The sequence below is a fragment of the Pyxidicoccus fallax genome (genome assembly GCF_012933655.1).
Lineage (GTDB): Bacteria > Myxococcota > Myxococcia > Myxococcales > Myxococcaceae > Myxococcus > Myxococcus fallax.
Genome location: NZ_JABBJJ010000307.1, coordinates 1 through 15297, shown reverse-complemented (window position 1 = coordinate 15297; position 15297 = coordinate 1). Strand labels below are relative to the sequence as shown.

The window sequence follows — 15297 nt, the reverse complement described above, 5'->3', positions numbered from 1 at the left end:
GACTTCGGCGTGGCGGGCCGGACACAGCCCGTTCCAAGGGTCAGCAGCGCCATCAGCGACGCGCTCGCGATGCTCTGGAAGGAAGGCATGTTCGTTGTTCCTGGTGGGGAAACGCCAGGAGGGCGGAGGCGCGTGGCCTCCGCCCTCCCGGCGGGGGAGCGTCAGGCGGCGACGACGTTCAGCGCGGCGGGGAAGGGCTCCTTGGACTTCTGCTGGCCGGCGTTGGTCAGCCACAGGCCCTGGAGTCCCAGCGGGGCATCGGCGGCCACGCTGACCTGCAGCTGGAGCACGAACACCTCACCCGGGTACGAGTTGCCGGGCACGGCGTAGGTCGCCTGGGTCATGCCCGTCACCTTGACGGTGAGGCCTTGCGTGGCGGAGACGGAGGGCAGGCCGCTCCCGCTCACCGTGTCCGCCGTCATCACCATGGGGATGTTCGACTGGCCCTGCTTCACGATGGGCGCGATGAGCGTGCTGTTGCTGGCCAGGCTCATCTGCATTCCCATCACGTTGGGGACGTTGGTCTTGATGAAGGCGTTGAACACGGCCGCGTGGAACAGCTGGAGCGGCTGGGCCAGCTCCGTGCCCGGCGTTCCCACGCAGCTCTGCACGGGCGCGGCGGACTGCTGCGGAAGCCCCATGCCGGTGATCTGCATGAAGAACGTCCGGGCCACCTGGCCGGCCCACTGGATTTTCTGTCCGTTGATGGTGATGTCCGAGACGGTGTAGCCCTTGCTCGCCGGCACCTCGAAGGTGGCGTGGAGGATGTAGTTGCCGGGCAGCTGCACGCCGTTCGCGTCCGTCAGCGACGGGGTGCCGCGCACGATGGTCCAGAACTCCGAGGCGGGCGTGTTGTCCGGCGTCTTGTAGCCGCTGAAGTCCGGCATCTGGATGTAGAGCCCCGGCGGGTTGGCCAGGGTGACCTTGTTGGCCGCCTGGGCCGGGTCCTGCGGCGCGACGAGCTGGTTCACGCTCAGGCCGATGTGGGGGTCGCTGTTGCGCGCGGGCTGGCCGTACTGGGCGCAGCAGATGAGCGTCTGCGCGTTGCTGTTGCCCACCGTGCGCGGGACGGTCGCGGCGGAGGCCAGGCCAATCTCCGTCTGGAGCGTGTTGGGCGTGCTGGTCAGGTGGATGGCGCCGCCCTGGGTCGCGGTGGAGACGGGGCCGCTGTTCCACTTGTTGAGCGGGTTGTACGCGGGGCGATTCGTGGAGGGGTCGATGACGGGCTGGCTGCTGACCGGGTCCAGCAGGTACAGGTCCTCGAGCAGAATCTGCGGCTTGCCGAGGATCTGCTGGTACAGCGCCAGCACCCGCTTCGGGTCGATCATCCACAGCGTGTTCCAGTACTCCGGGTTCTCACAGGTGAAGTCGATGCGGACGATGTTGTTCTTCGCGTCGCGCTGGACGCTCCATTCGCAGTACTCGTCCTGCCACCCGCGGGGGCCGTAGGGGCCGTAGGGGGTGACGGCCCCCGTGCAGGGGTTGGTGATGGTCGGCAGGTTCGCGAAGGGAGTGCCCGTCGTCGTCCTGCCGGTGTCGGCCAGGGCCAGCAGGTCCACGTCCGGGAGCTTCAGGTTCTGGCTGTTCGAGCCCCCTCCACCGCCGTAGTAGTAGGCCAGCCGCCCGGGGAAGGCATTCCACTGGATGGGCGCGTACCCGTACCCCTTCGTGTCGGTGGTCAGCGGGTTGAAGTACCAGATGTTGTTGGCCGAGTTGGTGGCGTTCCAGGGGTCGCCGGTGATGCCCTGCTGCGTGAAGCCGGTGAGGTTGACCGTCCACTGCTGGCCGAGCGCCTGCTGGGCGGTGGGGTCGTCGGGGAAGTCGACCTGGCCGGCGGGGGGGATGAACTGGTTCACATCGGTCTGCGAGTCGAGCCTTCTCATGGGAAGCTCCTCGACGGCGGGAACGTCGCGGGAGGGGACCGCGGAGGACTTCAGCTCTAGGAGACGTTTCCGCCGCTGCTTGCCAATCTCGATTGATTGGCGGCGCAAGGCGTTGCATCCGCAATGCCAGACAGCGCTCCCGGGAGAGCTTTTGGCTGGAAGACGGTTCCGGGGCCCCGCTTTCGCGTCCTCTGATGACGCGGCGACGTCTCGCCGGAACGCGCGTGGCGCCGCGCGCGTCCGGTGGTGGACATGCCCCCTGCCCGCGAGGGCAAAGCTTCACTTGTATGGGTTTACCGCGAGGCGCGGGGTGTCAACGTGAGGCTTTGCGATGCCACGTCCAGCACGTCCCGCAACATCGCGGCACTCGCGCCCCACGCGCCCTGCTCACCGCTGATGAGCGTCAGTTTTCCGTGGATGTCGCTGCGGTACACGAGCCCCATCTCCCGCGCCCCCAGCCGCCCGAGCGGGTGCTCTCCGCCCACCACCGTGGGCCGCACGCTCAGCTCCCAGCGTCCACCCTCGCGAGGCTCCGCCCGCGCCAGCAGCAGCACCTGTCCGCCCTTCGCCCGCGCCGCGTCCAGCTCCGCGCGCGTGACCCCGCGCATCCCCGTCACCGCCACGTCCTTCAGCACCGTGGGCACGCGCAGGACGGCGTTGGCCAGGATGACCAGCTTGTTCGCCGTGTCCCAGCCATCCACGTCCAGCGAGGGGTCCGGCTCGGCGATGCCAATCTCCTGTGCCTCCTTCAGCGCGGCCTCGTACGTCAGCCCCTCGCCCATCCGGCACAGCATCAGGTGGCTGGTGGAGTTGAGCACGCCCTCCATCAGCCCCAGCTTCCCGAGCGCCAAATCCCGCCGCCCCACATTCACGGTGGGCATGGCCCCGCCCACCGCGCCGCTGAAGCGCAGCGCCGGCTTCCCCGGAGTGTCCCAGTCGCTCAGCGCCGCCAGCTCCTGGAAGGCCAGCACCAGCGGCCCCTTGCTCGCGAGCACGCACGGCATGCCCCGCCGCAGCGCCTCGCGCACGATGTCCAGGCCCGGCTGCGCGTCCGTGAGGTTCGTCGGCGTGGACTCCAGCAGCAGGTCCGCCTCCACCTCGCGCACCAGCGCCAGCCCGCCCATTCCCGGCCGGCCCACGCCCGGCAGCGTCGCCACCGAGCGCTTCGCCTGCTTCGCCTCCAGCACCGCACCCAAATCCAACCCACGCGGGTCCACCGCCGCGCCGCCCGAGTCCGCCAGTCCCACCGGCCGCAGCTCCAGCCGGTACCGCTCGCGCAGCAGCGCCGCGCGCTCGTGAATCATCTCCAGCAGGGGCCGGCCGACATTCCCGACGCCGGTGAGGAGGAAGCGGAGGGTGCGCATTCGCGTCAGGCCTGGAAGGCTTCGCGCACGCCGTCGCGGCGCAGGGTGAACAGCATCCAGATGGCCACCGGCACGCCGATGACGCAACCGGGGGACAGGATGTACAGCGCGGTGATGCCGCCCACCGTCGCCAGCCCGTAGCCCTTCAGGTTCAGCGCGCTCAGCGCGCCCCATGCGGACAGCACGCCGCAGATGATGCCCACCCCCAGCATCAGCGCCAGCGTCAGGCTCAGCTCCAGCGGCGCGGGCTCGGCGCCCGCCGGCACGAAGGGCGACGTCACCTTCAGCGCGGCCAGCACGAAGCCCGCCACGTTGTAGATGATGTTCAGCACGCCCACGCACAGCAGGAAGAACGCCGGCGGCCGGACGATGTTGAGGATCTTGTTGCGGGGGTCGTTCGGGGGAAGCTGGATTCCAGGACCACTCATGTACGGGCTCTCAGGGCGCTCACAATCATCCGCGTCGCCGGGGACTTGTTGAGCGTGTAGAAGTGGATGCCGGGCACGCCGCGCGAAAGCAGCTCCATGCACTGCACCGTCGCGTGCGCCACGCCGAGCTGCACCAGCGCGTCCGGCTGGTCCTTCACCCGCTCCAACTGCAGCGCCAGCCGCATGGGCACGGTGGCTCCGCACATCCGCGTGAAGCGCTGGATCTGCTCGTAGTTCGTAATCGGCATGATGCCGGGGACGATGGGGACGTTGATGCCCGCGCGCCGTGCCCGCTCCACGAAGTCGAAGAAGAAGGCGTTGTCGAAGAAGAGCTGGGTCACCACGAAGTCCAGCCCCGCATCCACCTTCGCCTTCAGATGACGCAGGTCGTCGTCGCGGGACAGCGTCTCGACGTGGCCCTCCGGATAGCACGCGCCTCCGATGGAGAAGTTGAAATCCTCTTCTCGGATGAATTGGACCAGCTCCGACGCGTAGCGGAACCCGCCCGGCTCCGGCACGAACTCCTTCTGTCCCTGCGGCGGGTCTCCCCGCAGCGCCAGCACGTTCTCCAGCTTCGCGTCCTGCAGCCGCCGGAGCAGCTCGCGCAGCTCGTCCTTGGTGTGGCCCACGCACGTCAGGTGCGCCATGGCCTCGATGCCCGTCTCCTGCTTGATGCGGGTGACCAGCTCCACCGTCCGGTCTCTCGTGCTGCCGCCCGCTCCGTACGTCACCGAGACGAAGCCGGGCTGCAGGGGCGCCAGGTCCTCCAGCGTCTTGAAGAGGTTGGCCACGCCCTCATCCGTCTTCGGCGGGAAGAACTCGAAGGAGAAGCAGGGGTTGGATGGATTCAACCGATTACGAATCTTCATGTCGTCCCCAGTGTAGACGCTCCCCGCCGGCCTTGATCGGCGAAGTCTCGCGGCTATAGTCCGCGCCGTTTTCCACACCCCCCTCCAGGAGAGAGTGATGACCCGGCGTACGCCCCTCAACGAGGCCCACCGCAAGTTGGGTGCTCGGATGGTCGACTTCGTGGGTTGGGACATGCCGGTCCAGTACTCGTCCGTCATTGGCGAGCACGAAGCCGTGCGCACCGCCGTCGGTCTGTTCGACGTGTCCCACATGGGCGAGGTGGAGTTCCGCGGCCCCGGCGCCCTGGAGACGGTCAACGCCCTCATCTCCAACGACCTCGCCCGCATCTCGGACGGGCAGGCCGTCTACGCGGGCCTGCTCAACGAGCAGGGCACCTTCGTGGACGACATCGTCGCCTACCGCTTCAGCCCCGAGCGCATCTTCATCTGCGTCAACTCCAGCAACCGCGAGAAGGACTTCGCCTGGATGAAGGAGCACGCGAAGGGCGTGCAGCCGGTGGACCGCGGGGACGAGTTCGCGCAGATCGCCGTGCAGGGCCCCAAGGCCGCCGGGCTCGTCCAGCGCCTGACGAAGGCCGACCTCTCCAAGGTGGGCACGTACCGATTCACCGAGGGCGAGGTGGCGGGCGTCCCGTCCATCATCTCCCGCACCGGCTACACCGGCGAGGACGGCTTCGAGCTGTACTGCTCGCCCGACGGCGCGGTGAAGCTCTGGGACGCGCTGCTCACCGAGGGCCAGCAGGACGGCGTGAAGCCGTGCGGCCTGGGCGCGCGCGACAGCCTCCGCACGGAGATGAAGTACGCCCTGTACGGCAACGACATCGACGACAAGCACACCGCGCTGGAGGCGGGCCTGGGCTGGATCGTGAAGCTCGACAAGCCGTCGTTCATCGGCAAGGACGCCCTGGTGGCCCAGAAGGCCGCGGGCGTGAAGCGCAAGCTGGTGGGCTTCGAGCTGACGGGCAACGGCATCCCCCGCCACGGCTACGCCATCCACAAGGACGGCAAGCCGGTGGGCGAGGTGACGAGCGGCACCATGGGCCCGTCCGTGAAGAAGCCCATCGGCATCGGCTACGTGCCCGCCGAGCTTTCCGCGGAAGGCTCTACCTTCGACGTGGACATCCGCGGCCGCGCCGTCCCCGCCGTGGTCGTCAAGACGCCGTTCTACAAGAAGCCCTGAAGCATCAGCCCCCCTTCGCAGCCCCGTTTGAGGAGCAACGACATGGCCGATACGATTCCCGGCGACCTGAAGTACACCAAGGAGCACGAGTGGGCCCGCGTCCAGGGCAAGGTGGTGGTGGTTGGCGTCACCCACCACGCCCAGGAGTCGCTCGGCGACGTGGTGTACGTGGAGCTGCCGAAGGTGGGCAGCACCGTCACCGAGGGCAAGCAGTTCGGCGTCATCGAGTCCACCAAGGCGGTGTCCGAGCTGTACTCGCCGCTGTCCGGCACGGTGGTGCGGGTGAATGACGCCCTGGCGGACAACCCCTCCACCGTCAACACGGACCCCTACGGGGCGGGGTGGATTGTCGAGGTCGAGCTGTCGGACCCCAAGCAGGTGGACGCCCTCATGGACGCCACCGCGTACGCCAACCTGCTCAAGAGCGCGTAGCACTGAAGCCACACCGGCCGGCTGTTAGTGACGGTCCTCGAATTTTCGACTCGTACGCGAGCCCCGACTGCCATGTCCTTGAATTGGAACTACCAGGAGTCGTTCGCCGGCCGTCACATCGGTCCGGACGAGCACGAGCTGAAGCAGATGCTGTCCGCGCTGGGCGTCACCTCGCTCGATGCCTTCATCGAGCAGGCCGTCCCGCCGGCCATCCGCTCCAAGGAGCCGCTGAAGCTCGGGGCTCCGCGCGGTGAGCACGAGCTGCTCGCGCAGCTCGAGGCCATCGCCGCGAAGAACCAGGTGTTCCGGTCCTTCATCGGGATGGGCTACAGCGACACCCACACCCCGAACGTCATCCTCCGCAACATCTTCCAGAACCCGGGCTGGTACACCCAGTACACGCCCTATCAGGCGGAGATTGCCCAGGGGCGTCTGGAGGCGCTGCTCAACTTCCAGACGATGGTGATGGACCTGACGGGTCTGGAGGTGGCCAACGCCTCGCTGCTGGACGAGGGCACCGCGGCCGCCGAGGCCATGGCGCTGGCCCTGCACCAGAAGGGCGACGGCGCCGGCGGCGCCTTCTTCATCTCCGACACCTGCCACCCGCAGACGGTGGACGTGGTGCGCACGCGCGCCATCCCCCTGGGCGTGGAGATTGTCGTCGGCGACCACCGCACGGTGGACCTGGGCTCGAAGAAGTTCGTGGGCGCGCTGGTGCAGTATCCGGCCACGGACGGCGCGGTGCATGACTACCGCGCGTTCGGGGAGAAGGTGCACGCGGCGGGCGGCCTGTTCATCGTCGCGGCGGACCTGTTGAGCCTCACGCTCTTGACGCCTCCGGGCGAGTTCGGCGCGGACGTGGCGGTGGGCAGCGCGCAGCGCTTCGGCGTGCCCATGGGCTACGGCGGTCCGCACGCCGGCTACTTCGCCACGAAGAACGCGTACACCCGCGTCATGCCGGGCCGCATCATCGGCGTGTCCGAGGACGCGCAGGGCCGCCGCGCGCTGCGCATGGCGCTGCAGACGCGCGAGCAGCACATCCGCCGCGAGAAGGCGACGAGCAACATCTGCACCGCGCAGGTGCTGCTGGCCGTCATCGCCAGCATGTACGCCGTGTACCACGGGCCCAAGGGCCTGAAGGCCATCGCCGAGCGCGTGCACGGCCTCACGGTGCTGCTGGCGCGCGGCCTGACGAAGCTGGGCCTGAAGCCGAGGCACGAGCAGTTCTTCGACACGCTGCGCGTGGAGCTGACGCAGCCGCAGGTGCGCGCGGTGCTCGCCGCCGCCGAGGCGTCGCGGATGAACTTCCGCCGCATCGACGAGAAGACGCTGGGCGTGTCCCTCGATGAGACGACGCGGCCCGCGGACGTGGAGGCCATCCTCGCGGCCTTCGCCACCGGCGCCGGCAAGTCCTCCTCCCCCTCGCTGGACGAGGTGGGCACCACCGTGGAGAGCCCGGTGGCCAAGGAGCTGCAGCGCACCAGCGCGTACCTCACGCACTCCGTCTTCAACAGCTACCACTCCGAGACGGAGATGCTGCGCTACATCCGGCGGCTCGAGGCGAAGGACCTGTCCCTCACGCACTCGATGATTCCGCTGGGCAGCTGCACCATGAAGCTCAACGCCACCGCGGAGATGATTCCGGTGACGTGGCCGCAGTTCGGCAGGCTGCACCCCTTCGCGCCCACCTCGCAGGCGGCCGGCTACAAGGTCATCTTCGAGCAGCTGGAGAACATGCTCACCCAGGTGACGGGCTTCGCCGGGTGCTCGCTGCAGCCCAACGCGGGCAGCCAGGGTGAGTACGCGGGCCTGCTCGTCATCCGCGCGTACCACCAGAGCCGCGGCCAGGGGCACCGCGACGTGTGCCTCATTCCGTCTTCCGCGCACGGCACCAACCCGGCTTCCGCGGTGATGGCCGGCTACAAGGTCGTCGTCACGAAGTGCGACGAGGACGGCAACATCGACCTCGTGGACCTGCGCGCCAAGGCGGACGAGCACAAGGACAAGCTCGCGGCGCTGATGGTGACCTACCCGTCCACGCACGGCGTGTTCGAGGAGGACATCAAGGAGATCTGCTCCATCATCCACGAGCGCGGCGGCCAGGTGTACATGGACGGCGCCAACCTCAACGCGCAGGTGGGCCTCACCTCGCCGGGCTCCGTCGGCGCGGACGTCTGCCACATCAATCTGCACAAGACGTTCTGCATCCCGCACGGCGGTGGCGGCCCGGGCATGGGCCCCATCTGCGTGGCCAGCCACCTGGTGAAGTTCCTGCCGGGACACCCGGTCATCAAGACGGGCGGCTCCGAGGCCATTGGCGCCATCTCCGCCGCGCCGTGGGGCAGCGCCAGCATCCTGCTCATCTCGTGGATGTACATGACGATGATGGGCGGCGAGGGCCTCACCCAGGCCACGAAGCTGGCCATCCTCAACGCCAACTACATCGCCGAGCGGCTCCAGCCGCACTACCCGGTGCTGTACCGCGGCAAGCGCGGCAAGGTGGCGCACGAGTGCATCGTCGACCTGCGCCCGCTGAAGAAGACGTCCGGCGTCGAGGTGGAGGACGTGGCCAAGCGCCTCATGGACTTCGGCTTCCACGCGCCCACCGTGTCCTTCCCCGTGGCGGGCACGCTCATGATTGAGCCGACGGAGAGCGAGTCCAAGGCGGAGCTGGACCGCTTCTGCGAGGCGATGATCGCCATCCGCCAGGAGATTCGCGACATCGAGGAGGGGCGCATGCCGAAGGACAACAACGTTCTGAAGAACGCGCCCCACACCGCCCGCGTCATCACCGGCCCGGAGTGGAACCGGCCCTACTCGCGCGAGCAGGCCGTCTTCCCCGCCGCCTGGGTGCGCGACAACAAGTTCTGGCCGTCCGTGGGCCGCCTGAACAACGTGCTCGGTGACCGCAAGCTCGTGTGTTCGTGCCCTCCCATCGAGGACTACATGACGGACCCGAAGGCCGCGTGACGCCATCCGCGCGCTGACAGGGCCGTGAAGCAGCACCGGGGCCGTCTCCCTTCGCGGGGAGGCGGCCCCTGCTTTTTCAGCGGTGCACCATGCCCGGCCGTCTGCCCGGCGGACGGGCGGCGCGGGACCTGCGCCCATGCCCATGCTCCGTGCGGGGTCGAGAGAGTTCCCGGACCAATGCTCATCGTCAGGTAGGCGTCATTGTGGGTGGACGAAGGAGCAACGTGTGGACCGCAACCCTCCCGAGACGGAGGACACCCGGCTATCGAGCAGTACCCCCTACCTGGACCAGATCCTCGACGGAGGCTGGTTGCGGGGCGGGCTCTACATCGTCACGGGTCCCCCGGGCACGGGGAAGACGACGCTCGCCAACCAGATGTGCTTCAACCTCGCGAAGAAGGGCGAGTCGGTCGTCTACGTGACGATGCTGACGGAGTCCCACTCGCGGATGGTGCTCCACCTGCGCTCGCTGGCGTTCTTCGACGAGGCGCTGGTGGGCACGCGCGTGCACTACATCAGCGGCGCCCACGCGCTGAAGACGGGCGGGGCGCGGGGGCTTCTGGCGCTGCTCTCCCATGTGATGCGGGAGAAGGACACGCGGCTGCTCGTCATCGACGGCTTCACCGTGGTGCGCGAGTACATCCGCGGGCACGCGGAATTGCGTGAGTTCCTCCAGGCCCTGTCCGTGCGGGCGGACCTCGCGCGCTGCACCACCCTCCTGCTCGGGACGGAGGAGGGGGTGGGCTCGGAGGTGGAGCTCATCATGGCCGATGGCATCCTCTCCCTCACCGCGGAGCGCGTGGGCCTGAAGGCCATCCGCGGGCTGGAGGTCATCAAGTTTCGCGGCAGCAACAACCTGCCCGGACGGCACACCTTCACCATCGACGAGCGGGGCGTGTCCGTCTACCCGCGCTACGAGGCGCTCCACCCGGAGAACTCCGAGAAGGTCGCGGACCCGGACCGGCGCTCACGGTGGGGGCTGCCCGGGCTGGACGCCATGTGCCGGGGAGGGCTCGTCACGTTGTCCTCCACGCTGCTCATCGGCGGCCCGGGCGTCGGCAAGACGTTGCTGGGGTTGCACTTCCTCGCGGAGGGCGCGCGGAGTGGGGAGCCGGGCCTGTACTACGGCTTCGAGGAGCGCAGCGAGCAGCTCCTGCGCAAGGGGGACATGGTGGGGCTGGCGCTGCGGCCGCTGGTGGCGTCCGGCGCGCTGCGCCTGGAGACGCGAGCGCCGGTGGAGACGCTGCCGGACGCGATGGCGCAGGACCTCATCGAGATGGTGGACGCGCACCACTACCGCCGCGTCTTCCTGGACGGCCTGGAGCCCTTCGCCCGGGAGTCCATGGACCCGGAGCGCTCCACGCGCTTCATCGCCGCGCTGCTCAACGCGCTGCGGGACAGGGAGGTCACCGTGCTGCTGACCCAGCAGCCCCACGAGCTCTTCGGGACGGAGCTGCGCTTCTCCATCCGAGGCGTGGAGACGCTCTGCGACAACCTCCTGTTCCTGCGCTTCGTGGAGCGGGGCGAGCGCATGCACCGCGCCATCTCCGTGCTGAAGATGCGTGACAGCGACAACGACCCGCACGTGCGAGAGCTGGTCATCTCGTCACGCGGCGTGGAGGTGCTCGACGGGCGCGAGCGGGGGGGGACGCGATGAGCCGCATCCTCATCGTCGAGGACGAGGACATCCTGGCCACCACGCTGTGCGAGGTGCTGGAGGACGAGGGCTACGAGGCCACCGTCGCCCGCAACGGCGAGGACGCGCTGCGGATGCTGGGCGAGCGGCCCACGGACCTCGTGCTGCTGGATTTGATGATGCCGCTGATGGACGGCACCGCCTTCCTCCGGGCCAAGGCGCTGGACGCGCACGTCCAGCACGTGCCGGTGGTGGTGATGACCTCCGCGTCCCGCGCCGCGCTCCAGGGCCTGGGAGTGGCCGGCTTCCTGGCCAAGCCCTTCAAGCTGGATGCCCTGCTGGACGTCATCTCCGCCTCGCTCGCCAAAACGCCGGTGCGAAGGCGGGGAGGGTGAGGGCCTACGCGCGCTCCGTGCGAAGCGGCACGGAGCGCGCCGGCTCCACGTGGACCACCACGTCCACCACCTGCGGGTAGGTGTCCTGGAGCGTGCGCTCCACGCGGTCCGCCACCTCGTGGGCCTGCGCGGTGGAGAGGTTCGGGTCCACCTCGATTTTGAGGTCCACGTAGACGCTCTCCTCCATGCCGCGGCTGCGCACGTCGCGGCAGGAGCGCACGCCCGTCACGCCCATCGTCTGGCGCGCCACCTCCACCGGGTCCAACCGCGCCGTGTCCGAGAGGATGCCCACCGCCTGCCGGACGATGCCGTACGCCACCCACGCCACGAACACCATGACGCCCAGGGCGATGAAGCCGTCCGCGCGCGGGAAGCCCAGCCAGACGAGCAGCAGCGAGCCCAGCACCGCGAGCGTCACCCAGACGTCGGACATCGTGTGGCTCGCGTCCGCCAGCAGCAGGGTGCTCTTGTATTTGTTGCCGAAGTGCCGCTCCACCCGCGTCACCGCCACGTTGACCACGAGGGTGAAGGCCATCACCCCCGCCATGGTCCCCGTCACCTGCGGGTGCTTGTCGTTCAGGATGGAGTCGAGCGCCATGCGCCCCAGCTCCAGCATGCCGATGCCAATCATCGCCCCGATGCCGAGCGACGCGAGCGCCTCGAACTTGCCGTGGCCGTAGGGGTGGTCCGCGTCCGCCGGGCGCGACGCCACGCCCATGGCGACGAGCCCCAGCACGTTGGAGCCGCCGTCGATGAAGGAGTGCAGCCCGTCCGCCGTCACCGCCGCGGACTGGCTGACGAGGCCGAAGACCAGCTTGGCGGCGGCCACCACCCAGTTGGCCACCAGGATGGCGAGCAGCACGAGGCGGACCTTCCGGTTCCGCTGCTGCAGGGCGAGGGCGCGGTCGACGACGGGCGTTTCCACGGCGCGCCAGGGTAGTGGGAAGCCCGCCCGCTCGCGAGGGTGTCGTGAGCCGCTCTGCCCGGTAGCGTGAGCTTCAGTTCGGCTGGCGGAACAGCCGCATCCGCGGGCCGCCGCCCATCTCCATGAAGAAGCCGAACTGGAACTTCACCTCCGAGTCCTGGCTCAGCAGGCCCGGCGGCGGGTTGGGGAAGGGCTGCGCGCGCTTGAAGGAGGACACCGCTTCGAAGTCCAGGAAGTCCAGGCCGCTGCTCTTCTCCACCTGGATGTCCTTCACCTGACCCCTCTCGTCGAGCGTAATCGTCAGGAGCGTGTACCGGTCCTTCCCCGCGAAGGTGCTGCCGGTGGGGTCCCTGCGGCGCAGCTGCTCGTTGGGGTTCCAGTGCATGCCCACGCTCTGCTTCACGCGGTTGAAGAAGCTGGCGAACTTCCACTCGCGCGTGTTGAGGAGGGTGGCGTCTCCCTCCTCGGCGTCCTGCAGGTGGTCATTGGGCGCCGCGCCCAGCACCTTGTCCATGACGGCGCGCGAGGGCATCAGCGCGGCCAGCCCCGGAGCGCCCACGCGCCCGGCCGAGCCGGCCTCCTCGGCGCCCTCCTGGCCCGGCTGGATGCGCAGGCGCTTGGAGTTGCCCGCCAGCTCGTCGCTCTCGTTCTGGTTGTTCACCGTCACGCCGGGCCCCCGGGTGTTGGGGTCCGTCTTCACGGCCACCTCGTTCTTGCGGCGCGCGTCGGGCAGCTCGAAGACGGGCTTCTGACCGCCCTTGGACATGGGCGCGTCGTCGTTGCCCATGCCGTTGTTGCCGGCGATGCGCGGCGCCTGCTCCGGCTGCGCGTCCACGCCCGCCTGGTCCCGCGGCGCCGTGCGCTGCGGCATGGCGTTCTTGTAGAAGGGCGTCTGCTCGCGGGCGCGCGTCTCCTTCTGCACCCGGTTGTTGCTCTCCGCGAGGTACTTCGCGTTCGGGTCCACCTCGTCGTTGCCGGGGGCGACGTCCACCACCTGACCCTGGGGCTTGTCCTCGGGCTTCTTCTCCTCCGGCTTCTTCTCCTGGACGCGGGGCCGCTCGGCCACCTGCGACTTGGAGTTCACGTCCGCCTTGCCCCGGTTCTTCGCCCACTGGTCGGCGGTGAGCGGCCGGACGGCCACGGAGGTGGGGCGGGTGGCGGGCTTGTGGTCCTTCGCGGAGCCCTGGAGGGCGCTGGTCAGGAGCAGCACACCCACATAGACGGCGTGGAGCAGCAGGGCGAGCCCCACCGCGGCGATGAGTCGCCAGGGAGAGCCCTGCCGCCTGCGGCGGCGCCAGTCTGGTGGTGTTGGAGAGGAACCCGTGCTCACGGCGCGATGATAAACCTCCGAGCCGGCTGACTAGTCCCGTCCCGTTCGCGGCAGAACAGGCGGACAGGGGAGGAGATTCGCGAGACGTGCACTGGTTCGCACGAGCAGCCCCCCTCCAAGCTCAATAGATGGGAGCCACCTCGGCGCCGTTGAAGTAGTGACGGAGGATGTCCTGGTAGCGCTGCCCGGCCTCCGCCCGGCCGATAGCGCCTGTCTGGCACATCCCTACTCCGTGGCCCCAACCGCCGCCACGGAAAAGCCAGCCGGTGGGCTGGCCCTCGGCGTTCTGCTCGGCTTCCACCACGGCCATGCTGCTGTTGAGCATCCCGAACAACCGGCGGATGTTCAACTCGCCCCGTACCTGCGTGGCCCCTCGCTCGCCGGACAGCGTCAGCACGCGCGCCCGTCCGGACACGCCCCGCTCGGACAGGGCCATGGCCAGCACCCGGCCCACCCCCAGGTGCTTCGTCAGCGCGTCCACCTGGGCCGCCGTGAAGCGCTTCTCCCAGCGGAACTTGCCCGCCTGCGCGAAGCTGGACACCCGGCAGGCGGCCGGGAGGTCGGTGGCCGCCAGCCAGTCCTCCAGGTGCGCGGGGAGGGGATGGCGGTGCGACGGTGTCAGCACGTCCGGGCGCCCGCGTAGTGACGGGTCCGGAGGCCCGCCCCATACGATGTCGTTGTCCTCCGTGTGGCCGCCGCACACCGCGCTGTAGACGGAGTCCACCAGCCGGCCCTCCCCGCTGAAGAGGGCCTGCCCCCGGGTGGCCTCCACCGCGGCCGTGGTGCTGGCCACCTCGCCCGTGCGGCCGCGGTACACGGCGCAGTGCTGCTCCGAGCAGAGGAGGTACGGGTCCGCGAGGTGCTTGATGCCCACCTTGGCGAGCACCTCGCCCCGGGCGGTGACGGCCTGGGCCTTGAGCGCCTCCGCGTGCGCGCGCGCGTAGATTTCCGAGGGCACCAGCCCCTTGAGCAGGTCCTCCAGGGGGACGATGTTCACCACCGCCAGCAGGCCCGCGCGGTCCACCACGAGCTGCAGCGCGCCCCGGAAGGTGCGGTCCTCGAAGCCGTGGAAGTCGTAGCCCACGCCGTACTCCACCTGCCGCACGTCGAAGCCCGCGCCGTCCGGCGTCTCCGCGTCCAGCCGGTCCTGCGCCAGGCCGACGATGCCGCCGGACTCGTCGCGCACCTCGAGGATGGCGCTCGCCGGGGTGCGCACCTCCTCGAAGAGCGTGGTCCTCACGCCGTACTGGCGCAGCAGGTCCGCCTGCATCCGGGCCGCGGCCTCGGCGTCGAGCGCCTCGTCCACCAGCAGCAGGGAGCGCCGGTTGTCGATGACCTTGCCGGCGATGCCGTACACCGCGCCCAGCACGTGCGCGCGCACCGCCAGCCCGCGCGCACGCCACTCCTCCTGGGCCGCGCTCAGCCCCTCGCGGTCCGCGATGCGGAACTCGCCGAGCTGCACGCGCGCGGAGAGGACGGCGCGCTCGCCCTGCGTCACGCGCACCGTCCACCGCGTCCCCGCCGCCGCGTCCAGCACCCGGTCGTCCGACCCGCCGAAGCGCAGCCGCATCCGGCCCCGGGGGGAGAACGTCACCTCGCGCCGGCCCTCCATCAGCCGGATGGGGATGCGCGGCTCACCGCCCCGGAAGTCCAGCCGCTTGAGGTCTCCCGGTCCCGGCAGGCCCTGGTCCAGTGGGGCGTCGCCGGGGCCGGCCTCCGTGCCCGCGCCGGCCGCCATCCCGCCATCCGCCAGGGCCCCGGACGCGCCAGTGCCGGGAGGACTCCCGCCATCCCCCTGTGGGGCCGCCACGCCGCCGTCCAGCGAGGGGCCGGCCTGTCCCGGGGGGGGGAGGACGGCCCCTCGCTGGACCTGTCTCTTATACAC

Annotated in this window: 12 protein-coding genes; 5 read left to right on the top strand and 7 right to left on the bottom strand. The window is 69.6% G+C overall.

The annotated features are described in order from the left end of the window. Window positions 1–161: 161 nt before the first annotated feature. From HG543_RS41360 to metF, 4 genes are all read right to left on the bottom strand, one after another. The gene (locus HG543_RS41360; RefSeq protein WP_169350445.1) at window positions 162–1883 is read right to left on the bottom strand and encodes a DUF8225 domain-containing protein; all 1722 of its coding nucleotides are present in this window, start codon (window positions 1881–1883) and stop codon (window positions 162–164) included. 293 nt (window positions 1884–2176) lie between these two features. Next, window positions 2177–3247 carry a homoserine dehydrogenase gene (locus HG543_RS56595; RefSeq protein ID WP_169350444.1) on the bottom strand — a complete coding sequence of 357 codons (1071 nt, stop codon included), beginning with the start codon at window positions 3245–3247 and terminating at the stop codon, window positions 2177–2179. 5 nt (window positions 3248–3252) lie between these two features. Next, window positions 3253–3675, bottom strand: a complete 423-nt coding sequence (locus HG543_RS41350) for a hypothetical protein (RefSeq protein WP_169350443.1) — start codon at window positions 3673–3675, stop codon at window positions 3253–3255. Further along, window positions 3672–4544: a methylenetetrahydrofolate reductase [NAD(P)H] gene (gene metF / locus HG543_RS41345; RefSeq protein ID WP_169350442.1), complete on the bottom strand. Its 873-nt coding sequence runs from the start codon at window positions 4542–4544 to the stop codon at window positions 3672–3674. The genes HG543_RS41350 and metF overlap by 4 nt, the downstream gene beginning before the upstream one ends. Before the next feature lie 97 nt (window positions 4545–4641). Here metF and gcvT point away from each other — a divergent pair, with 97 nt between their 5' ends. The 5 genes from gcvT (at window position 4642) to HG543_RS41320 (ending at window position 11157) form a co-directional block, all read left to right on the top strand. Then, a complete protein-coding gene (gene gcvT / locus HG543_RS41340) occupies window positions 4642–5724 on the top strand; it encodes a glycine cleavage system aminomethyltransferase GcvT (RefSeq protein ID WP_169350441.1) in 1083 nt (360 codons plus the stop codon). A gap of 42 nt (window positions 5725–5766) precedes the next feature. Beyond that, complete coding sequence (gene gcvH, locus HG543_RS41335) at window positions 5767–6156, top strand: glycine cleavage system protein GcvH (protein WP_169350440.1); 390 nt, start codon at window positions 5767–5769, stop codon at window positions 6154–6156. Between the two features lie 72 nt (window positions 6157–6228). Then, complete coding sequence (gcvP, locus tag HG543_RS41330) at window positions 6229–9126, top strand: aminomethyl-transferring glycine dehydrogenase (RefSeq protein WP_169350439.1); 2898 nt, start codon at window positions 6229–6231, stop codon at window positions 9124–9126. Between the two features lie 226 nt (window positions 9127–9352). Then, window positions 9353–10783, top strand: a complete 1431-nt coding sequence (locus HG543_RS41325) for an ATPase domain-containing protein (protein WP_169350438.1) — start codon at window positions 9353–9355, stop codon at window positions 10781–10783. Further along, window positions 10780–11157: a response regulator transcription factor gene (locus tag HG543_RS41320; protein ID WP_169350437.1), complete on the top strand. Its 378-nt coding sequence runs from the start codon at window positions 10780–10782 to the stop codon at window positions 11155–11157. Before HG543_RS41325 ends, HG543_RS41320 begins: the two co-directional genes overlap by 4 nt. 4 nt (window positions 11158–11161) lie before the next feature. On the opposite strand, the gene HG543_RS41315 is transcribed toward HG543_RS41320, so the two are convergent. From HG543_RS41315 to HG543_RS41305, 3 genes are all read right to left on the bottom strand, one after another. Further along, entirely contained in the window at window positions 11162–12082 is a 921-nt protein-coding gene (locus HG543_RS41315) for a cation diffusion facilitator family transporter (RefSeq protein WP_169350436.1), read from the bottom strand. Window positions 12083–12155: 73 nt separating this feature from the next. Next, window positions 12156–13412, bottom strand: a complete 1257-nt coding sequence (locus tag HG543_RS41310) for a TonB family protein (protein ID WP_169350435.1) — start codon at window positions 13410–13412, stop codon at window positions 12156–12158. Between the two features lie 121 nt (window positions 13413–13533). Continuing rightward, on the bottom strand, window positions 13534–15297 hold the full coding sequence (locus HG543_RS41305) for a SpoIID/LytB domain-containing protein (RefSeq protein WP_343073571.1): 1764 nt from the start codon (window positions 15295–15297) through the stop codon (window positions 13534–13536).

Excerpts from the sequence above, each read along its gene's own strand:
- HG543_RS41360 (WP_169350445.1), bottom strand. The coding sequence starts at position 1,883 with ATGAGAAGGCTCGACTCGCAGACCGATGTGAACCAGTTCATCCCCCCC.
- HG543_RS56595 (WP_169350444.1), bottom strand. The coding sequence starts at position 3,247 with ATGCGCACCCTCCGCTTCCTCCTCACCGGCGTCGGGAATGTCGGCCGG.
- HG543_RS41350 (WP_169350443.1), bottom strand. The coding sequence starts at position 3,675 with ATGAGTGGTCCTGGAATCCAGCTTCCCCCGAACGACCCCCGCAACAAG.
- metF (WP_169350442.1), bottom strand. The coding sequence starts at position 4,544 with ATGAAGATTCGTAATCGGTTGAATCCATCCAACCCCTGCTTCTCCTTC.
- gcvT (WP_169350441.1), top strand. The coding sequence starts at position 4,642 with ATGACCCGGCGTACGCCCCTCAACGAGGCCCACCGCAAGTTGGGTGCT.
- gcvH (WP_169350440.1), top strand. The coding sequence starts at position 5,767 with ATGGCCGATACGATTCCCGGCGACCTGAAGTACACCAAGGAGCACGAG.
- gcvP (WP_169350439.1), top strand. The coding sequence starts at position 6,229 with ATGTCCTTGAATTGGAACTACCAGGAGTCGTTCGCCGGCCGTCACATC.
- HG543_RS41320 (WP_169350437.1), top strand. The coding sequence starts at position 10,780 with ATGAGCCGCATCCTCATCGTCGAGGACGAGGACATCCTGGCCACCACG.